Source organism: Rhizobium sp. BK399 (assembly GCF_014194695.1).
Classification (GTDB): domain Bacteria; phylum Pseudomonadota; class Alphaproteobacteria; order Rhizobiales; family Rhizobiaceae; genus Rhizobium.
Map to the genome: position 1 here is coordinate 944,636 of NZ_JACIAH010000001.1, position 19,150 is coordinate 963,785.

Consider the following 19,150-nt stretch of genomic DNA (forward strand, 5'->3'; position numbering starts at 1 on the left):
GGGTTTAAGCGGTTACGCGCTCAATGGCATCGATCAGCTTGGCAGGGTCGAACGGCTTGACGATCCAGCCGGTGGCACCGGCCTGGCGCGCGCGGTTCTTCTTTTCCGCATCGCTTTCGGTTGTCAGGACCAGGATCGGGATCGCGCGGTACTTGTCGTTGCGGCGAACGCCTTCGATAAAGCCGAAGCCGTCTAGGCGCGGCATGTTGATGTCAGTGACGATGACGTCAGGGTTGGATTCTTCCAGAACCTCGAGGCCTTCGACGCCGTCTTCCGCCTGAATTGTCTCGAACCCTGCATTGTTGAGGGTGACGAGAAGCATGTTCCTGATGGTCCGTGAATCATCCACGGTAAGCACTTTTTTCTTCATTGCCGGATCTCCTTGGCAAGCAGATGGTGGATATCGACACCAATCAGCTGCATGGTTTTCTGAAATGCGTCCGAAGCCTTGCTGAACTTGAAGGCCAGCTTGTCCTGGTCCCAGGTTTTGGCAGCCGCCATCAGGACCTGCGCGCTGAGCGCACCGACGCGTTCAACCGCAGAGGCGTCGATGGCCAGATCGTTGCCGCGCAACGCAGCAAGCTTGTCGCGAAGCGTGGTCGCTTCGTTCAGATCAAGCACCGCCGACAGGTTCAGCGTCTTCCCAGTTTTTCTTGCCGCCATCAGCTCGTCCTTGTCTCCTCGTTCCCACTCACCGAAGGTGAGCAGGGCTCATATACTGGTGTGTTAGTAAACAATCCGCCCTCCGACCGAGGCGACGGGCTGCACAAATCCGAAATCGTCTTCCTCGGCCACGACGTCGACAGGGCGTCTGACATCGAGCGTCGCCGACAACAGCGGCGCAGAGCGCGCAGCTTCGGCATTTTGCCGTGCAATTCGAAATTCGCGGATCGTCTGGCCGAGTTCGACAATGACGGTATGCAGGTCGTCGGCGCGTTCCGCGGACTGTGTCGCCGAGGCAGCACTGCCGGTCATCTGAACACCGAGATCCTTGACGTCGGTCGTCACCAGATCAAGGTTTGCGGCATGCTCGCCCGCCTGATTGGCGACCGCCGCAATCGCCGCGTTGATGTCGGTGACCTGACGAACGATGTTGCCAATGGAATCCTGCGTTCGGCCGACCATTTGGACGCCCGCACCCACCTGCGATTTGGTGGTGCTTACAAGCGTCTTGATCTCCCGCGCAGCATCCGCGGAACGCTGCGCCAAGGCGCGCACTTCCTGGGCCACGACCGCGAAGCCGCGTCCGGAATCACCGGCGCGAGCGGCTTCGATGCCGGCATTCAACGCTAGAAGGTTGGTTTGGAAAGCGATCTCGTCGATCGCTCCGATGATCTGCCCGATCCTTTCGGCCGACTGCTCGATGTCCGCCATGGCGGCGATTGCCCGACCGACGACCTGGCCGCTCTCTTCGGCTGCCGTGCGCGTCGACGCTGCCGCCTGCTCCGCAGCACGGCTGCCCGCGGCACCGTGACGTACGCTCTCCGAGAGATCGGCAAGGGCGGCCGCAGATGAGAGCAGCCGCTGGGCATGCGCGGAGGCATTGCCGGCAAACTGCTTTGATGAATCGCCAAGCGTCCCGACCGACGCTTCCGCGGCCGCAGTCTTTTCGGCAATCGACTGGAATTCGGACTGAATGGCATCGAGGGCGCCGTTGAGTGCCTGCGCGATGTCCCGATGGGCACCCTCTTCCTCAACGTTTGCCCTGACCGTCAGGTCGCGATTGACAAGACCGTTGATGACATCGGCGAAAACGCGGGTGATATCGGCCTTGTCATGGTTGCGCTGATCGGCAAGGGCGCGCTGCTGGCTAGCCCGCAAGGCATTGAAACGCAAAGATACTGCAATCTCGACATCGACCATCACTAGGCGGACGACCGCGGTCATGAGGTCGGAGATTTCCTTTGCCCGACGGCGGCCGCTCGGCAGGAAGGAACGTCCCGCGAGCTCGCCGGCGAGGCCGCCAATGATGTGCTCGAGAACGACGCCATGGCCGGCGACATGCCAGCGCGGGTCAAGACCCATCTTGCTTTCGGAATCCGAGAGAACCTTCACGCGCTCGGCATAAAGACTGTCAAAGCGTGCATCCGTCAAAACGTCCCAGTGTGACGCCTGGAGATCGTGGAGCCGCTCAACCTGGCGCTCGCTCTCGAAGTTCCGGGCCGCATCGGGAAACGATTGAAAACGCTGGAAAAGATCGCGCAGACCAGCAGCCAGGTATTGCTGGAGATCAAGGCGGCGACGCCGCACCAGGTCGCAGTGCTCGGCATCGAGACCGGCAAAACGCAGCCTGTCGCGCAAGCTGCCTGCCTGCGCTCCTCGTGCCTGATCTGATGGCATTTCCTGCCCCAACGCCTGCCCCCAACCACATGCCGGGCGGGTGCCCGTCATAATTCTACCGCTCCGAGCGGCAGGCACACTGCTGATTGATGGCTTGCCTCCGGCGGCCGCCGGCGGCCTGAAGCCTCCCGATCAGTAGTTTCTACTTCGGAGCTACTTGAAGAGATGGATTCCGGATTGACCGGTACGGCGGTGCGGCGTCATGCCTGGTGGGAACGAGTGAGTTTTCCCATTCCGACGTGTCATGCAATGTTTATGGTTAATTCCTTGCCTGAAGGTTAATGCGTATTTTATGAATGTCGACTTTCCGGCAGACCCTAATAACCATCTACGAATTACTGGGCTTGCGTTGCCGCGCTGCTACAAGTCCGGCGCAAGCTTTGTGCTATAGCCCCGAAAATAACCGTGACATGACGTCAGAAGGATTGGGCAATGATTGTTCTCGGATTGGGGTCGTGCTTCCTCGCAATTGCTGTTCTCGCAGCCGTTACGCTGCTGGACCGCATCGAAGCGACCCGCGGCCAAATCGCCCTCCGTGTTCTTTGAATTTCCATAATACGCCAGTAGAAACCAGCCACGCGCCCGGCACGCCGGCGCGCTAAACCTCGGCTCGACTACTGTTTGCGTTCAGCGGAATTTCCGTTCATGTCTGCCAGACTTGGCCTCTTCATCATCCTTGGCGTGACACTCTGGCGAGTTCTCACCCTTCATTTTGACACCACCGACCTCTTCGTCGACGAGGCGCAGTACTGGTTCTGGTCGCAGAATCTGGATTTCGGCTATTACTCGAAACCGCCGATGATCGCCTGGGTCATTCGCGTGATGACCGAGATCGCCGGATCGACATCGATCTATTGGATCAGGGTCAGCGGACCGCTGATCCATATGGCGACGGCAATTGTGCTGATGAAGACGGCGAAGCGCTTTGTCGGACCAAAGATTGAAGGCTGGACCGGCGCCACCTTCATCACGCTGCCGGGCGTTGCCCTTTCATCGGTGTTCTTTTCCACCGATGTGGTCCTTCTCTTCTTCCTGACTGTGGCGCTGTGGGCCTATTTCGGCCTGACCGAGAAGCGCTCTGTCGGTCTCGCTCTCCTGATGGGATTTGCGTTCGGCTGCGCCTTTCTGTCGAAATACGCCATCCTCTTCGTCGTCCCCGGCGGGCTGATCGCGCTCATCCTTGTTCCAAACGCGCGGATCGCCTGGCGCGACTTCTTTCTGTCCGTGATTGTTGCCCTCGCCGTCGCCGCCCCGAATCTCTGGTGGAACCTTGCGCATGACGCCACGACCGTCCGGCACACGACAAACATCGCACACTGGAGCAAGCTCGGCATTGACATCGGCGGTGGCCTCGAATTCTTCGCCGCGCAATTCGGCGTTGTCGGGCCGATCATCTTCTTCGCCATGCTGTGGGGCGTTGCGCGTGCGCTCAAGGGGGAGAGCGAGCCGCAGGAACGGTTGCTGATCTGGCTGTCGATCCCGGTCGTGCTGCTAATCACGCTTCAGGCACTGGTCGCCAAGGCCTACGCCAACTGGGGTGTGACCGCCTATGTTGCTGGAACGATCCTTGCTGTGTGGGTGCTTGACCGCCTCTGGCCGAAGGGGTTGCGCTTATCGCTCGCGATCAACGGCACGGCCAGCCTCCTGTTTCCCCTCGCCGCGGTCTTTGCACATCAGCTGGTGCTGCCGAACGGCAGCGAAGTCATGAAGCGCTACCTGGGCCGCAGTGCGATAAGCCGCGAGGCCGGCGAGCTGGCGCGGCAGTCGGCGACACCGGTGATCGTCAGCGACAGCCGCGACCTTCTGGCGGACATGTTCCATACGCTGCGGAACGATCCTGTCCACATCTATGCGAAGCCACCGGTCGACGCGCCTGATAACTATTACGAGCAGACCTTCGCGCTGCCGAGTCAAATCGCGGACAACGTGCTCTACATAACGATCCATCCGGTGGACTGTGCGCAAGCGCCTGAACTCGTCCGGAGCTGGCAGCCGGCGGAAGGCTACTATCGCGGCAAGACGATCTTCGCTTACCGGATTTCACCGAATTGCCTTGCGGTACCTAACCAACCGCGTTGAGTGAGTATATCGGTTTCGGACGCCAAGGCCTCGGCTGGAGGAGCTATCGCTGTCATTTGCGTAAAGGGCTTGCCGAGAGGTCGCTAAGCGCAACGGCCAGCGACCGGAGGCTGATGTAGTCACCCGTCGGGGCTGACATTGACACGATTCTCTTGAGCGCTAGGCTTCGCAGCCGACCGACATTCCAGCGAAGAGGGAGCGAGACATGCCATCCAGTTCGCCCGACGCACTGCTGATCGATCGCATTTTCGAGGTGTCCGATGGGATCCGCTATGTCGCCCTCTACCGAAGGGGCGAATTGGTTTCGCGACAGAAATCGCAGGTGGCTGGCGCCTCTGCATCGGAATCGGACAAATACGAGGAACTGTTCGTCAATCCCACGCTGCTCAAGCTGGCGCGCCAACGCGGCGACCTCGATTGTGGCGGCATGCGCTTCGTCGTGATCGGATACGGCAATTTCCACCAGCTTGTCATTGACCTGCCTGACGGTCACGTATCGGTCTGCTTTGAACTCGGCTCCGCACCATTGGACCACTGGGAGGCCATTCGCGACATTACACTCGCTTCCGGCTAACGGTCCGGCGCGGCGTGCCCCTTATACCGCACCGAAGGTCCCTGCCGGGAAGCGGCATGGACAACCTCGTGAGGCTAACATCTAGCGATCGTCTGGCGCTGACAGGCCCAGGCAGATCCCCATGCCTTCGACATCCACGAACGCGACGCCGCCGTTTTCGAAAGCAAGCCGCAACTGCGCCTCGGTTGCGCGGTGGATTTCGTGGTGCTTTCCTTCATAGTCGCGGATGGTGCTGCGCGACACGGCCGCATGCTCTGCCAGATCGAGTTGCGTCCAGTCGAGCAATCCACGAGCGGCCCGGCAGAGTGCCGGGGTCAGAATTGTTTCCTTCGCGCCTTGACCCATAATGTCAAACCACCCATATTGGTTGATATAAGCCATATATGTCATAATTGAACCGGGATTTCCAGTACAGGAGAACGTGATGCCGCACGACACACCTTTGATTTCGACGATCGTCGGAGGTCTCGTGCTTGCGTTCATCCTCGGCGCGCTTGCCAACAGGCTCCGCATGCCCCCCTTGGTCGGATACCTCATTGCCGGCGTGCTCGTCGGCCCGCATACCCCCGGCTACGTTGCCGATCAAAACCTTGCTCCTGAACTCGCCGAAATCGGCGTCATCCTGCTGATGTTCGGCGTCGGGCTGCACTTTTCTCTCAAGGATCTCCTCTCCGTTCGCGGGATCGCCGTTCCGGGCGCCATCGTGCAGATTGGATTTGCGACGTTGCTCGGCTGGGGACTGGGGGCGTTGATGGGATGGCCGACGGGCGGGAGCCTCGTCTTCGGACTCGCTCTTTCCGTCGCTTCGACGGTCGTCTTGTTGAAGGCGCTGCAGGAGCGACGGCTGATCGAAACCGATCGCGGCAAGATCGCGGTGGGTTGGCTGATCGTCGAGGACCTCGCCATGGTGCTGGCGCTGGTTCTCATCCCGGCCGCGGCCAGCATCGGCGGTGGGGAGCATGCGACCGTCGAGCCGCTCTCAGCCGCTGTCAGCCGAATTTTCGGCCTCGATCTCGGCATCGGCGGCATTATCGTCATGACGCTGATCAAGGTCGCGCTGTTCGTTGGGCTGATGTTGGTCTTCGGGCGGCGCATCATTCCCTGGACGATGCACCGCATCGCGCACACCGGATCGCGCGAACTCTTCCGCCTCGGCGTGCTTGCCATTGCGCTCGGCGTTGCCTTCGGCGCCTCGAAGATGTTTGGCGTTTCGCTGGCTCTTGGCGCTTTCTTTGCCGGCATGGTTCTGGCCGAAAGCGAACTCAGCCACCGGGCCGCCCAGGAAAGCCTGCCGCTTCGCGATGCCTTCGCGGTTCTCTTCTTCGTCTCCGTCGGCATGCTGTTCGATCCGAACATCCTGGTCGACAAGCCGCTGCCGCTGCTTGCAACCATCTTCATTATCGTCATCGGCAAATCCATCGCCGCCTTCCTGATCGTACTGCTGTTCCGCAAGCCCGTCGGCACGGCGCTGACGATTTCGGCAAGCCTCGGGCAGATCGGCGAATTCTCCTTCATCCTGGCAACGCTTGGCGTCGCCCTCGGCCTGCTGCCGGAGGAAGGGCGCGACCTCATCCTGGCGGGCGCGATCATCTCGATCATCCTCAATCCGCTGCTTTTCTACGTCTGCGATCGTCTGCGCCCGATGCTGGAGCGTGGCAAGCGGGAAGAGCCTGTCGCCGAGCTGACTGCTGAGACGGCACCAGAGCCGGCTGACGAGCCCGCGGCAGAAGAAGACGATGTGCACCCGACGGCGCTTCGGGGGCACGCGATCCTCGTCGGTTACGGCCGTGTGGGCAGCATCGTCGGGCAAAACCTGAAATCTTCAGGTACGCCCTTCCTTGTCATCGAGGACTCCGACAAGCGCATTGGAGAACTCAGGGATCAAGGGATCGAGGCAATCAGCGGCAATGCTGTATCGCGCGAGGTGCTCGACCTTGCCAACATCGGTGGCGCCCGCAGCCTCGTCATCGCCATCCCCAATGCCTTCGAGGCCTGCCGCATCGCCGAACAGGGCCGCGACATCAACCCGTCCATCCTGATTGTCGCGCGTGCGCATTCGGACGCCGAGGTCGAGGAACTGAAGGAATACGGCGCCGATACCGTCATCATGGGCGAACGGGAAATTGCCATGGGCATGGTTGACCGGCTCGCTCAAGTGCATCATGACAGTGTGCGCTATGAAGACGAGGCCGAGACTGCTACAATTGCAGCCAAGGAAGCGCCTTCTCCCGACAAAGAATGAGAGACTTTTGCGCCGTTGAACCGGTACGAGGCCGAAAATTTGGGTGACCACGAGATGAGGCTCGACGCACGCCGCATGAGCGGTCGCGTTGCGATTTCTCTGGTCATTGCCGTCTTCGCTTATCTCGGCCTGCTGTTCGGTGGCAACCTTGTCATCGGCCCGACGCGCGGCCCGAACTCTGTCTCCTCGTCCAGCAAGGATGGCCAGCCGCTGCAGCTCAGCGTGCGAGACGCCGTCCGCGGTATTCTGACCGCCGAGCGCAAAGCGGCACCGAAATATATTCCTTACGATTCCGCCAACGCCGCAGTCGGAGCAATCCCCGGAATTGCGCTCCTTTCGTTCGTGGAGCCTACATATCCCGTCGCCTTCCACCCGCAGCTTCGTGCCGCCGATGCGAAGGCTTACGATTCGCACGGCCCGCCTGCGGCCGCGGCATGAATGCGCGCCCTCCGGCGCTTTCCATGGCTTTTAAGACACGCCGCCTGCGCGAGGAGCGCAGGCTCAAGCGTTATCAAGGATAAACAACAACATGCGTAATTCACCATGGCTGGTGTTCACCTATACGGTGATCATTCTCCTCGGCATTCTGATCGCTTTGCCGAACGCACTGCCGCAGTCCACCCTCGACCGCCTGCCCTCGTGGTTGCCGCACGACCGGGTTTCCCTCGGTCTCGACCTTCGCGGCGGCTCGCATCTCGTTCTCGAAGTCGACGAGGCGGACCTGACCCGCGAGCGCCTGCAATCGCTTCTGCAGGACGCGCGTCGCGTGCTTCGTGAAAAGAATATCCAGACGAAGTCGATTGTTCGCAATCAGAACCAGATCGTCGTCACCCTGACGGATACTGCCCAGACCGACGAAGCCGTCACGCAGCTGAAGACGCTCGGCAACGCCATCGCCACCGGCCTCAGCGCCGGCCAGTCCGATCTCGCGGTGACGACCAGCGGCGGCAACATCCTCGTCGCCTTCTCGCCGGCCGGTATCGCAGCCAACGTCGATTCCGCGGTCCAGCAGAGCCTTGAAGTCATTCGCCAGCGCGTTGACCAGGTCGGCGTTGCCGAACCGACGATCCAGCGTATCGGCGGAAACCGCGTTCTCGTGCAGCTTCCGGGCGCACAGGACCCGTCCCGCCTTCGCCAGCTTCTCGGCTCCACCGCGAAGATGTCCTTCCACATGCTCGCTCCGAACAACCAGCCGGGACCGGGCGTGACGATGCTCAAGGACGAGCAGGGCAACAGCTATCCGGTTCTCGATCGCGTCGAAATCTCGGGCGACCGCCTCTCGGATGCCCGCGTCTCCTTCGATCCGAACACGCATGAGCCTGTCGTTAGCTTCCGCTTCGACAGCGCCGGCGCAACCCGCTTCGCCGACATCACCCGCCAGAACGTCGGCAACCCGTTTGCCATCGTTCTCGACGACAAGGTGCTGAGCGCGCCTGTTATCCGCGAACCGATCACCGGCGGCTCCGGCCAGATCTCCGGCAGCTTCTCGGCCGACAGCGCAACGACGCTTGCCGCCATGCTGCGCGCCGGCGCCCTGCCCGCCAAGCTCACCGTCATCGAAGAACGCACCGTTGGCGCCGACCTCGGTGCGGACGCTATCCGCATGGGTATCTATTCCGGCCTCGTCGGCTTCGTGCTGGTCGCTGTCTTCATCTTCATCCTGTACGGCAAGTGGGGCTTCCTCGCGAACTTCGCGCTGCTCATCCACACGATCCTGACCTTCTCGGCGCTGACGCTCGTCGGCGCGACGCTGACGCTGCCGGGTATCGCAGGTGTCGTTCTCGGTATCGGTCTTGCGGTTGACGCGAACGTTCTCATTAACGAGCGCATCCGCGAAGAAACGCGCAAGGGCAAGAGCGCCTTTGCAGCCATCGACACCGGCTTCCGCCGCGCCTACTCGACGATTATCGACGGCAACATGACGGCGCTAATCGCAGCGGCGATCCTGTTCTGGTTCGGCACCGGTCCGGTTCGTGGCTTCGCGGTCACCATGGCGCTCGGCCTGATCATCTCGATGTTCACGTCGGTTGCCTTCGTTCGCGTCACGATGATCGAGATCACGCGTCGCCGTAAGCTGAAGGTTTTGAACATCAAGCCGCTGATCCCGATGATGTTCAACCCTTACGGCCGCCACATCCAGTTCATGAAGGCTCGCTTCTTCGGCGTGACGGTCTCGGCGCTTCTGTCGATCGCCTCGGTCGTCCTCTTCATCCATCCGGGCCTCAACTACGGCGTCGACTTCCGCGGTGGTATCCAGATGTCGGTGAAGACCGCGGAAGCCAGCGATCTTGGCCGCTTCCGCGAAGGCTTGAACAGCCTTGGCCTCGGCGAGGTGTCGCTGCAGTCCTATGGTGACAACAACACCATGGCGGTGCGCGCGCAACGCCAGGACGGCGGTGAAGAAGCCCAGACGGCAGCCGTCGAAAAGCTGAAGGCGGAGATCATCAAGATCGACCCGTCGGCAACTGTCACCGGCACCGACGTCATCGGTCCGAAGGTCAGCGGCGAACTTGCCTGGGCCGGCATCCTGTCGGTGGTGATCGCCAGCCTCGCGATGCTGTTCTACATCTGGTACCGCTTCGAATGGCCGTTTGCAGTCGGCGCCATCGTCACGCTCATCCTCGACGTGACAAAGGCGATCGGCTTCTTCGCGTTGACCGGCCTCGACTTCAACCTTACCGCCATCGCCGCCATCCTCACGCTGGTGGGCTACTCGGTGAACGACAAGGTCGTGGTCTATGACCGCATGCGTGAAAACATGCGCCTCTACAAGTCGATGCCGCTCCGCGAAATCATCGACCGGTCGATCAACGAGACGCTGGCACGTAGCCTCTACACCAACGCGACCGCCTTCCTCGCCCTGCTGCCGATGGCGATCTGGGGTGGCAGCGCGGTCTCGAGCTTCGCGATCCCGATGGTCTTCGGCATCCTCGTTGCCGGCGCGTCGTCCGTCTTCATCGCGGCACCCATCCTGCTCTTCCTCGGCGACTGGCGTCGTCGCCACGGCAAGGCTGTCGCGGCCGCAGAAAGCGCGCCGGAGATCATCCCTCCGGAAGAGGGCCAGTCGCGCAAGACCGCGGGCTGAGAACATGCTGACGTGACTTGAAAAGAGGGCGCCGGTTGCAGAGCCGGCGCCCTCTTTCTATGTTGACGCAAGGAGATTCCGCGGCATGTCGTCTGAACAATCGCTTGCATCGACTGAGAACGAGGAGCGCATTCGCCGCTTCCTCGCGATCGCCTCGCACGATCTGCAGTCGCCGCTGCGGCATATTGCGATGTATGCGGAAATCCTGCTCGACGACCTGGGTGACAAGCTCGACAGCGAGCAGTTGCAAAGCCTGCAAACCATTCTCCATAAAGCAGAGACGGCGCAGCGACTGACAAAGGCGCTGATCGGCTTTGCCACCAGCATGCCTCAGGTGACCGCGGATGAGATCGATCTAAACGGTCTTGTCAGGGAGATCTGGGCCGCTATGGAGAGCGACGTGATCGCATCGGGTGCGACCTTGCAGCACGATCGCCTCCCGACGATCGTTTCGGATGGTGCGATCGTCAGGATCGCGCTGACAAACGTGATTGCCAATGCACTGACCCATCGCGGCAGCTTGGTTCCGGTCGTGACAATCGAAGCCGAGCGGGAAGCCGCCGAAGTGACAATCCGCATTTCCGACAACGGTCCCGGTATTGACCCGACTCATCAAGACAAGATCTTCGATGCTTTCTGGAAGCTGCCGCAGGAGGGCCTGCCGGTCGGCCCTGGGCTTGGACTGACGGCCTCGCGCGAAATCTTGCGGGCGCTCGGCGGCAGCATTCGTCTGGAGCGGTCGGACGCGGGCGGCAGTCGCTTTGCCATTCGCCTCCCCGCCTCGCGAGCATAAAAAACGAGCTACGTGGTGTAGTCGTCCTTCCAGATGTCGGGCATGTTGTAGGTCACATATTCGCGGATGATGTATTGCAAGGTGTCTGCGTCTATCTCGTCCTTGCCGATCCGGAAGTCGACGCCGTAGTCTGGGAACTGCTGGAAGTAGCCGTCCGAGATGTCCATGGAAATGACGCCGATCGGGCCGGTATAGCCGCTGCCCCGCAGCTTAGGCATTGTTTCGCGAAAATCGGCATTCGGCAGCAGCCGATTGTCGAGGAGGATCAGGTCGAACCTGTCGCCACCGAGCTTGCCCAAAGCGTCGCCGATCGATTGTGCATAGTCGATCTCGACCGGCGGCTCGGTCAACGTAGAGAGCTTCTTTTTCAGCGATCGAAACTCGATGAACTCGTCGTCGACGAACAGCACCTTTACCGCCCTGCGGCCCTCACCGGCTGTCATTCCCGTTTCTCCGATCACGACACCAGCCCCATCCTCAGCGCGATTGCGACCATGTGGACGCGGTTGACAGCCTCAAGCTTTCTCACGGCGGCCGCTATGTGGGAATTGACCGTGTGTTCCGACAGGCCAAGGATGATCGCGATATCGGCGGATGTCTTGCCCTCACTGGTCCACTTCACGACTTCGGTCTCGCGCTGGGTAAGACGTGCAGACATTTCATGCGCCAGGATCTCCTCATAAAACTTATCGAAGATTCGGATCGTGTCGAGCAGCACCTCGGCGACCTCGCCCTGATCCGGCTCCGCCCGCTTGCCGCTGAAGGCGACGCAATAGCGCTTGCCCTCCGGAGTGAACAACGGAACAAGGAGGAAGGAATTACTGTCAAATTCGTTGAGGACGAGATCGCGCGGGTAATCTTCCCGCAAACTGCCGCTGCCGGTGAGCGGCATCGCCAGAAACTGCGCGGCTTTCGTCTTCAGCAGGCCTAGAGCCTGGCGCATGCCGTAGAGAAACAGGGCGACGCGCCGTTCGGCAACGTTTGTGATGATGATCTCGCGGTTGCTGAACGGTGGCGAAGCTTCGGAGACACGCGCCAGGGCGAAGCAGTCGAAGCGGTAGTGCTGTGCTGCGGACTTCAGCAACCGAAAGAAATCGGTGCGGTTTATCGCCCGACCGAGCTCCGGTCCGAGATGGAAAGGAATGGCGGCGGCACTGCTCATTGCACGTCCTGGGCCTCTCGGGTTTGGCGGCCTTATCCCTAGATCTAAGGATACACGTCCTAGACCGGCACAGTTATTACCACCAGCAAGACTATTGCAGGAAGAGCGTGAAACAAGACCTCGATCTTCGGATTAGGGGCCCGCGCCGTCTCCTCCCAGTCTTTTGTCTTTCCGCATCCAACACCCCTTGAGTGCGGAAGGCGGTGCCGTAGCGGCATTGGAGGGAGCCGGCAGCCTTTCAGTCAAGGGGTTGGCTGTGTTTGTGGCGTCAAACTTAAGGTTGCCCGGCTCTCTCAGCTTTTTCTTCCAACATCAGCCTATCCGCGCCACCATGGCCGGGAGATCGATCGGTTTCTCGACATAGAAGTCGGCACCCGCGGCCAGCGCGCGCCGGCGATCCTCATCCGCATCCGAGCCTGTGCAAACACCGAGCCTAACCTGCGAAAACCGTGCGTCGGCGCGCAGTCGCATGATCAGGTCGAGGCCGCTGTCGAGCGGCATATAGAGATCGACGATCAGGGCGTCCGGCAATTCTTCATGCTTCGCATATGTTTCTTCCAGCGCCTGCACGGCATCCTCAGCCTTGGAGAAGCATAGGAGCGTGACGCCAACCTGCTGCTTCTTGCGCACATAATCGGCGTAGAAGAGGTCGTCGGCGTTGTCATCTACGTAGAATACCGTCGGCATATCGATCCGTTCGAACCATGAGGCTGCCACTATGCCTTAGGATCGGGTGGCGGGAAAACCGAAATACGCCATCCCTGCAGCGCGCGGGAAAGCTCTCGTAACCGCAACGAACCATATTGAAAGTTCCCAGTTTCCAGAACTAGATGAGCGCGCAAATGGGAGAGACCGCGTGCCAAAGCCGATCGAGGCCGCCAGCGCCGATATACTACGCCGCCAACGGCAGTACCGGTTCGTTGTTATAGCGATCAGCGCCCTCCTCGTTGCGCTCGGCGCGGTCGTGATCGTCGCCTGGATCGCGCAGGTCCAGAGTATTCTCTCAGTGCTGCCCGGCTTCTCGTCAATGGCCCTGAACACGGCCCTATGCTTTGCGCTCTCCGGGCTCGGTCTCATCTCCTCCGTTCAACCCGGTCACCGCGGTCACATGCTGGCATTCCTGCTCTTCAGCCTTGCGGCAGCGATGAGCGGACAGCGGCTGATCGAGATCCTGTTTGTCGGAAATCAGGCGCAGATCGTCGAGCGCTTTCTCGCAAGCCTGATCGTTGACCCCGCCTTTACCGCGAGGGTCAATCGCGGCATGGCCCCGAATACGGCGGTCATCTTCTTCGTCGCCAACCTCTCGCTCGCTTTCGCGCTCTCCGGGCGAGCGGAGCGAACACAGCTTGTGCAGGAGCTTGTCGGCTACGTCGTCATCGGGCTCGGCATGGCAGCGCTTGCCGGCTATGCGACGCGGTCTGAGCAAGGATACCAATGGGGTGCCAATATCGGCATGGCCGTCCATACCGCGGCTGGGCTGGTGCTGTTCGGGTCGGCGATGCTGGCACGCTCCTGGTGGCTGAATCCGGAAAGTCGCGGCCGCATGCCGATCTGGTTGCCGGCAGTCGTTTGCCTTACCGGCTTATTCGTCGATCTCTATACGCCGCTCGGCGTGGCCAACGGCATTCTCTATGTGCCTCTCGTGCTCGCCTCCTTGTGGTTCGGCAACAAGAATGCACCCTTTTCCTTCGCGTTTGCTTGTTCCGTTCTCGTGTCACTCGGGTTCTTTGCGGTCGATCGGGCGGGCGCAGGCTACTGGTACGAGGCCACCAACCGGGCCATCACCATAGCGACGCTGTGGCTGGTCGCCCTGCTCGTCTTCTATTTTCTCCGCAAGGACAGCAGCCTGAATGCGGAGCGCATTCGCTTCGACAGCGTCATCAGAAACACGCCGAACGCCGTGATCGCCATAAACGCGGAAGGCTTAATCTCGCTGTTCAATCCGGCAGCGGAGAAAATGTTTGGCTATGCCGCCAAAGAAGCTATCGGCCAGAACGTTCGACTGCTGATGCCGGAGCCCTATCATTCCGAGCATGAGAGCTATCTTGCTCGGTACGCCCGGACCGGCGAAAAGCATATCCTCGGAACAACGCGGTCCGTTTCCGGCAGACGCAAGGGCGGCGAGGTATTTCCTCTCGATCTCTCAGTGAGTCGGTTGGCAACGGACACGACCATTACCTTCGTCGGCATCCTTCGCGACATTAGCGATCGCGTCGCGCATGAGGAGCAGCTGAAGACGATGTTTCGCCAATTGCAGGCCTATACGGCCGATCTAGAGCGCAGCAATGCGGATCTCGACGAGTTCGCCTACATCGCCTCGCATGACCTCAAGGAGCCCCTGCGCGGTCTGCACAATCACTCCCGTTTTCTCCTGGAAGACTATCAAAGCCAGCTCGACGAGGACGGCACCAGGCGTCTCAACCGGCTCGTTCTCCTTAGCCAGCGGATGGAGAAGCTTGTCAACGACCTCCTCTATTTTTCGCGCATCGGGCGGCAGCAGCTGGCAATCAAGCGCAGCGATGTCAACGCGATCGTCGGGGACGTCGTTTCGACCATGGAACTCTATCTGGAGGAGCGCCATGCCAAGGTTCAGGTCGAAGGTCGCCTGCCGGAGATCGTCTGCGATGCTCTGCGGCTGACGGAGGTCTACCGCAACCTGATCACCAATGCTGTCAAGTACAACGACAAGCCCGACCCCATCGTAACAATCGGACATCTCCAGCAATTCACGGGCAATGATGGCACTTCGGCACGCGACGTCTTCTTCGTCAGGGACAATGGGAAGGGCATTCCGGCTGAGTTCCACGAAGACATTTTTCGTATTTTCAAACGGCTGGAAAAGCCTAAGGATTCCGACGACGGTACCGGAGCCGGGCTGACCTTCGTGCGCAAGATCATCGCCCGGCATGAGGGCGATATCTGGCTGGAGTCCGAGGTGGGGCGTGGAACGACCTTCTACTTCACCTTGGGCCACAAAAGAGAGGACCAGAATGCCACAGCGTGAATCACAGCCGATCCTCATCGTCGAGGACAGCGAAGACGATTTCGAGGCAACGCTGCGCGCCTTTCAGCGTGCCAAGCTGAAGAATCCTATCCGCTGGGCAGCGTCGGGGCAGGATGCCCTGGAAGCGCTGGCCGCCATGATGCCGCGACCCGGCCTGATCCTGTTGGATCTGAACATGCCGGGCCTCGACGGCCGCAAGACGCTGGAGGCGATCAAATCTAATCCGGAATGGCGCAAGATCCCGGTCGTGATCCTTACGACATCCGACGACGAGCGCGACATCGAAGGGTGCTATGCGCTCGGCGCCAATACCTATGTGCAGAAGCCGGTGGATCTCGATGGCCTCTTCGCCGCCATACAACGGCTGAAGGAATACTGGTTCGAGATCGCCATCCTACCCGCCGATGGGGACGACCGTGGCTGACGACTGCGCCATACTCATCGTCGATGACAACGTCGACGACCGCGATTTCTATCGACGCATGCTCTCGCGGGTGTCCGAGGCCCACTACAGTGTTCGCGAGGCCGAAAGCGGCGACGAGGGAGTCGCACTTAGCCTTCAGAAACGTCCTGACTGCATCTTGCTGGACTACTCTCTGCCCGGCCGCGACGGCATCGGCGTGCTGGAAGAAATCCTGAAACAGGATCCGACCGCAAACGTCGTCATGCTGACCGGCCAAGGAAGCGAAACCATCGCCGTCGAGGTGATGAAGGCCGGAGCTCGCGACTACCTGACGAAGGATTCGCTCTCCCCGCAAACTCTTCATTGGTGCATCCAGAACGCCATCATGCATGGCGACCTCGAAGCCAAGCTGGAGCAGAAGCGGCAGTCGCTGGAAATCTTTACCCGCGCGATGGCGCATGACCTGAAGGAGCCGCTGCGCACGATCCGGTCGTTCAGCAAGATCCTGCAGGTTTCCCCGACGTTGTCAGACGAGGACCGCGAATTGCTGGACTACGTCGTCGGGGCAGCGGGTCACATGGAAGATCTCATCGTAAAGGTTTCCGGCTTTACCAAGCTCGAGGTTTCGGGCGAGCTGGAGTTGAAGCCCATCGCGCTTGCGGCAGTGATCGAACGCGTGGAGAGCAACCTTCGTGAACAGATCGCCAGTTCCGGCGCGTCGCTTTCCTATGGCGACCTGCCCGAAGTAATGGGCGATACAACGCTATTGGTGCAGTTGCTGCAGAACGTCGTCTCGAATGCAATCCGCTACTGCGTCGATCGGCCAGAAATCCATGTCTCCGCGGCAAGCGATGGTGAGATATGCCGCCTAGCCGTCCAGGACAACGGTCCAGGTATCGACGCGGAGCATCGCGAGGTCATCTTCCAGCCGTTCAAACGACTGGTGGGACGCGGCATCGAGGGCACGGGGCTCGGACTTGCAATCTGCCGGCGCATCGCGCAGCTGCATGGCGGCGCGATCTGGTGCGAAAGCAGGCAGGCCACCGGTTCGACCTTCGTCGTCGAATTGCCGCTTGCCAGACCCGCTGCCTCCGCTTCGGCAAATGTGCCGTATGGACATGCTGCCAATGTGTTGTCGCCAGCACCCGAAGGCTCGCCCAGGCTTGCCGAGGTTCTACTCGTCGAGGATAGCCCTGCGGACGTTCAACTGCTGAAGATCAAGCTGATGCAACGCGCCAAGGTGAACTTCAACCTCCATGTCGCCGGCAACGGCCGCGATGCCATGCGACTACTGCAGGAGCGGGCGACATCAGATGGCATCCCTGGAATCGACCTCATGCTGCTCGACATCAACATGCCGATCATGGACGGTTTCGAGGTTCTCGGGGCGCTTTCGGCGGACGCGCGGCTGAAGACCATTCCGGTTTGCATCCTGAGCACTTCTAGCGACGAAAGCGACATCCAGCAGGCAAAAAGACTTGGCGCTAGCGCCTACATGACCAAGCCGCCAACCCTCCAACAGTTTCAGGAGGCCTTGGCCGGACTGGACAGTTTGGATTTGAAGCCGCGCGGAGATAGCCTAGTTCTTTATGCGGAACCTTCGAGGCAAACTCCAATTGTAACGGCATGACGTTTATACTCGCACTGATTCTGGCGCTTACGACGCCCTCCACGCCATCCGGACTGAACTCAATGGTATCTGGCATCCATCACGTGACCCTTCTGACCCGAAAGGTACAGGCCAACGTGGATTTCTACGCGGGGTTTCTCGGCATGCGGCTGGTCAAGCAGACCGCGGGCTTCGAAGACGCCACGCAGCTTCATCTGTTCTACGGAGACACCGTGGGCAGCCCCGGCTCGTTGGTGACCTTCCTCGTCTGGGAGGATGGTTCGCCCGGTCGTGTCGGCCATAGCCAGATCGGCGAACTCTCGCTTGCCATCGATCCCTCCAGTATCGGTTATTGGCTCACCCGCTCTATGAGTTTCGGGTTTCGCTCCGAAGGTCCGGCCGACGAGTTTGGCGAACCCGTGCTGCGGCTGAAAGACCCCGACAACATCATCGTCAAGCTTGCCGGTGCTCGTAATCTGAAGTCCCCGGCCGCCTGGGATGGCGCCGGCGTGCCGATCGAGCATGCCGTGCAGCGGGTGCGCGGCGTTACCATGCTGACGGAAAAACCGGCCGAAAGCCGTGACTTCGTGGAGCGGCATTTCGGCTATCGCTTCCAGGAGAGCCGCGGCAACATCGAACGGCTTGTCTCTGAATCGGGCGATATTGTCGACGTCAGAAACGCTCAGGGCTTCTGGGCCGGCGCGCCGGGCACAGGGACTGCCGACCACGTCGCTTTCCGCGCCGCCAACGAAAAGCAGCTCCATAAGGTACACGATGCGCTGAAGGATGGCGGCGCGGCAGCGACGAACCTGCACGATCGCAAATATTTCGAATCGCTCTACGCCCGCGAGCCGGGCGGCACGCTAATCGAACTGGCGACTGACAAGCCCGGTATGATGGTGGACGAGCCGCAGGCCACACTCGGCACCAAGCTCTTCGTCCCCAAGGATCCGATCACTGACCTCAAGGACCTCAAGGTCGTGCTGCCGCAGTTTTCGATGCCGGGCGAGCCGCGCGTCAATTATCGCGACCTGCCTTTCGTGCACCGCTTCTATACGCCGCCAAATCCTGACGGCAGCGTGTTCGTGCTGTTGCACGGTTCGGGCGGTAACGAAACAACGCTGATGCCGCTCCTGCATGAGGCTGCCCCGCGTGCCACGCTGCTTGGTGTGCGCGGACGGGCGACCGAGGAAGGCATCCCGCGCTGGTACAAGCGCATCACGCCGTTCTCCTTCGACCAGGATGACATCAAGAGCGAAGCAGAGGCCTTCGCCGCCTTTATCGAGGGCGCCGTGTCGTCATACGGTCTAGATCCCAAGAAGATCGTCTATGTCGGCTATTCCAATGGCGCGAACCTGCTCAACTCGTTGCTCTATCTGCATCCGAATCTGGTGCACCGTGCGGTGCTGTTGCGCTCCATGCCTGTTTTGAAGACCTATCCGCATGCCGATCTAAAAGGCACGGATCTTCTTGTTATCAGCGGAAAGACGGATGCCTACGGAAAGTATGCGAACGAACTCGAAACGCGCCTCAAGCAATCGGGCGCGACAGTCGATTCGGATGTCATCTCCGGCGGACACGACCTCGGAGAGGGGGACGTCTCGATCATCCAGAAATGGCTGTCGCAGCAAATCAACTGAGCAGAGCGCCTTGTGGCGAAGGGCATCAGCGTCGAGCGATTCGGCTACAGCGCCTTGGTATAACTGGGGATAATAGCCCCCTTGCGAGCAAGGCGTTTGCCCGCGTGCTCCGACCCATGCCCAGGCGCCCGCAGTTTTGCCAGTTGTTGGCAGAGTAGTGTTTTAACGTCCGCACAGCGGCGGTAGCGGACAACACTACGTTGGCGGCATGAGACGACG

17 protein-coding genes are annotated in these 19,150 nt (G+C 60.5%); 10 read left to right on the forward strand and 7 right to left on the reverse strand.

Annotated features, from left to right (window positions below):
- Nucleotides 1-4: 4 nt before the first annotated feature.
- The 3 genes from cheY1 to FHT97_RS04710 all read right to left on the reverse strand — a co-directional run bounded on the left by cheY1 (nt 5) and on the right by FHT97_RS04710 (nt 2,340).
- Nucleotides 5-370 carry a chemotaxis response regulator CheY1 gene (gene cheY1, locus FHT97_RS04700; RefSeq protein WP_007530053.1) on the reverse strand — a complete coding sequence of 122 codons (366 nt, stop codon included), beginning with the start codon at nt 368-370 and terminating at the stop codon, nt 5-7.
- Nucleotides 367-663 (reverse strand): STAS domain-containing protein, encoded by a 297-nt coding sequence (locus tag FHT97_RS04705; RefSeq protein WP_183860232.1) that lies wholly within the window; start codon nt 661-663, stop codon nt 367-369. Before FHT97_RS04705 ends, cheY1 begins: the two co-directional genes overlap by 4 nt.
- A 63-nt stretch (nt 664-726) precedes the next feature.
- Complete coding sequence (locus tag FHT97_RS04710) at nt 727-2,340, reverse strand: globin-coupled sensor protein (RefSeq protein WP_183860758.1); 1,614 nt, start codon at nt 2,338-2,340, stop codon at nt 727-729.
- 645 nt (nt 2,341-2,985) lie between these two features.
- Here FHT97_RS04710 and FHT97_RS04715 point away from each other — a divergent pair.
- Together FHT97_RS04715 and FHT97_RS04720 are read left to right on the forward strand one after the other, a co-directional pair.
- Nucleotides 2,986-4,419, forward strand: a complete 1,434-nt coding sequence (locus tag FHT97_RS04715; protein ID WP_183860234.1) for a glycosyltransferase family 39 protein — start codon at nt 2,986-2,988, stop codon at nt 4,417-4,419.
- Between the two features lie 205 nt (nt 4,420-4,624).
- Nucleotides 4,625-4,993, forward strand: a complete 369-nt coding sequence (locus FHT97_RS04720) for a hypothetical protein (RefSeq protein WP_183860236.1) — start codon at nt 4,625-4,627, stop codon at nt 4,991-4,993.
- An 81-nt stretch (nt 4,994-5,074) separates the two neighbouring features.
- On the opposite strand, the gene FHT97_RS04725 is transcribed toward FHT97_RS04720, so the two are convergent.
- Nucleotides 5,075-5,383, reverse strand: coding sequence for a transcriptional regulator (locus FHT97_RS04725; RefSeq protein ID WP_183752712.1), 309 nt, complete (start codon nt 5,381-5,383; stop codon nt 5,075-5,077).
- Nucleotides 5,384-5,417: 34 nt separating this feature from the next.
- Between FHT97_RS04725 and ybaL the strand changes: the two genes are divergently transcribed.
- The 4 genes from ybaL (at nt 5,418) to FHT97_RS04745 (ending at nt 11,113) form a co-directional block, all read left to right on the forward strand.
- The gene (gene ybaL / locus FHT97_RS04730; protein WP_183860238.1) at nt 5,418-7,235 is read left to right on the forward strand and encodes a YbaL family putative K(+) efflux transporter; all 1,818 of its coding nucleotides are present in this window, start codon (nt 5,418-5,420) and stop codon (nt 7,233-7,235) included.
- Nucleotides 7,236-7,289: 54 nt separating this feature from the next.
- A complete protein-coding gene (locus FHT97_RS04735; protein ID WP_183860240.1) occupies nt 7,290-7,673 on the forward strand; it encodes a hypothetical protein in 384 nt (127 codons plus the stop codon).
- Nucleotides 7,674-7,764: 91 nt separating this feature from the next.
- Nucleotides 7,765-10,320, forward strand: coding sequence for a protein translocase subunit SecD (gene secD, locus FHT97_RS04740; RefSeq protein ID WP_183860242.1), 2,556 nt, complete (start codon nt 7,765-7,767; stop codon nt 10,318-10,320).
- Nucleotides 10,321-10,405: 85 nt separating this feature from the next.
- Entirely contained in the window at nt 10,406-11,113 is a 708-nt protein-coding gene (locus FHT97_RS04745) for an ATP-binding protein (protein WP_183860244.1), read from the forward strand.
- Nucleotides 11,114-11,121: 8 nt separating this feature from the next.
- Here the strand turns inward: FHT97_RS04745 and FHT97_RS04750 are convergent, their stop codons facing one another.
- From FHT97_RS04750 to FHT97_RS04760, 3 genes are all read right to left on the reverse strand, one after another.
- Nucleotides 11,122-11,556 (reverse strand): response regulator, encoded by a 435-nt coding sequence (locus FHT97_RS04750; protein WP_183860246.1) that lies wholly within the window; start codon nt 11,554-11,556, stop codon nt 11,122-11,124.
- 14 nt (nt 11,557-11,570) lie between these two features.
- Nucleotides 11,571-12,275, reverse strand: coding sequence for a helix-turn-helix transcriptional regulator (locus tag FHT97_RS04755; protein ID WP_183752724.1), 705 nt, complete (start codon nt 12,273-12,275; stop codon nt 11,571-11,573).
- Between the two features lie 312 nt (nt 12,276-12,587).
- Nucleotides 12,588-12,962, reverse strand: a complete 375-nt coding sequence (locus FHT97_RS04760; protein ID WP_183752726.1) for a response regulator — start codon at nt 12,960-12,962, stop codon at nt 12,588-12,590.
- A 169-nt stretch (nt 12,963-13,131) separates the two neighbouring features.
- On the opposite strand from FHT97_RS04760, the gene FHT97_RS04765 reads away from it, so the two are divergent.
- Genes FHT97_RS04765 through FHT97_RS04780 form a run of 4 tightly spaced genes read left to right on the forward strand, consistent with a single transcriptional unit; the run spans nt 13,132 to nt 18,931 of the window.
- The gene (locus FHT97_RS04765; RefSeq protein ID WP_183860248.1) at nt 13,132-15,279 is read left to right on the forward strand and encodes a PAS domain-containing sensor histidine kinase; all 2,148 of its coding nucleotides are present in this window, start codon (nt 13,132-13,134) and stop codon (nt 15,277-15,279) included.
- Complete coding sequence (locus FHT97_RS04770) at nt 15,266-15,703, forward strand: response regulator (protein ID WP_183752730.1); 438 nt, start codon at nt 15,266-15,268, stop codon at nt 15,701-15,703. The genes FHT97_RS04765 and FHT97_RS04770 overlap by 14 nt, the downstream gene beginning before the upstream one ends.
- A complete protein-coding gene (locus tag FHT97_RS04775) occupies nt 15,696-17,312 on the forward strand; it encodes a response regulator (RefSeq protein ID WP_183860250.1) in 1,617 nt (538 codons plus the stop codon). Before FHT97_RS04770 ends, FHT97_RS04775 begins: the two co-directional genes overlap by 8 nt.
- Nucleotides 17,309-18,931 carry a VOC family protein gene (locus tag FHT97_RS04780; RefSeq protein ID WP_183860252.1) on the forward strand — a complete coding sequence of 541 codons (1,623 nt, stop codon included), beginning with the start codon at nt 17,309-17,311 and terminating at the stop codon, nt 18,929-18,931. The genes FHT97_RS04775 and FHT97_RS04780 overlap by 4 nt, the downstream gene beginning before the upstream one ends.
- The last annotated feature ends 219 nt before the right edge of the window (nt 18,932-19,150 follow it).

Coding starts and splice junctions, on each gene's coding strand:
- FHT97_RS04745 (WP_183860244.1), top strand. CDS start 10,406: ATGTCGTCTGAACAATCGCTTGCATCGACTGAGAACGAGGAGCGCATT.
- FHT97_RS04710 (WP_183860758.1), bottom strand. CDS start 2,340: ATGCCATCAGATCAGGCACGAGGAGCGCAGGCAGGCAGCTTGCGCGAC.
- FHT97_RS04760 (WP_183752726.1), bottom strand. CDS start 12,962: ATGCCGACGGTATTCTACGTAGATGACAACGCCGACGACCTCTTCTAC.
- FHT97_RS04705 (WP_183860232.1), bottom strand. CDS start 663: ATGGCGGCAAGAAAAACTGGGAAGACGCTGAACCTGTCGGCGGTGCTT.
- cheY1 (WP_007530053.1), bottom strand. CDS start 370: ATGAAGAAAAAAGTGCTTACCGTGGATGATTCACGGACCATCAGGAAC.
- FHT97_RS04755 (WP_183752724.1), bottom strand. CDS start 12,275: ATGAGCAGTGCCGCCGCCATTCCTTTCCATCTCGGACCGGAGCTCGGT.
- FHT97_RS04780 (WP_183860252.1), top strand. CDS start 17,309: ATGACGTTTATACTCGCACTGATTCTGGCGCTTACGACGCCCTCCACG.
- FHT97_RS04750 (WP_183860246.1), bottom strand. CDS start 11,556: ATGACAGCCGGTGAGGGCCGCAGGGCGGTAAAGGTGCTGTTCGTCGAC.
- FHT97_RS04735 (WP_183860240.1), top strand. CDS start 7,290: ATGAGGCTCGACGCACGCCGCATGAGCGGTCGCGTTGCGATTTCTCTG.
- FHT97_RS04725 (WP_183752712.1), bottom strand. CDS start 5,383: ATGACATATATGGCTTATATCAACCAATATGGGTGGTTTGACATTATG.
- secD (WP_183860242.1), top strand. CDS start 7,765: ATGCGTAATTCACCATGGCTGGTGTTCACCTATACGGTGATCATTCTC.
- FHT97_RS04720 (WP_183860236.1), top strand. CDS start 4,625: ATGCCATCCAGTTCGCCCGACGCACTGCTGATCGATCGCATTTTCGAG.
- ybaL (WP_183860238.1), top strand. CDS start 5,418: ATGCCGCACGACACACCTTTGATTTCGACGATCGTCGGAGGTCTCGTG.
- FHT97_RS04770 (WP_183752730.1), top strand. CDS start 15,266: ATGCCACAGCGTGAATCACAGCCGATCCTCATCGTCGAGGACAGCGAA.
- FHT97_RS04715 (WP_183860234.1), top strand. CDS start 2,986: ATGTCTGCCAGACTTGGCCTCTTCATCATCCTTGGCGTGACACTCTGG.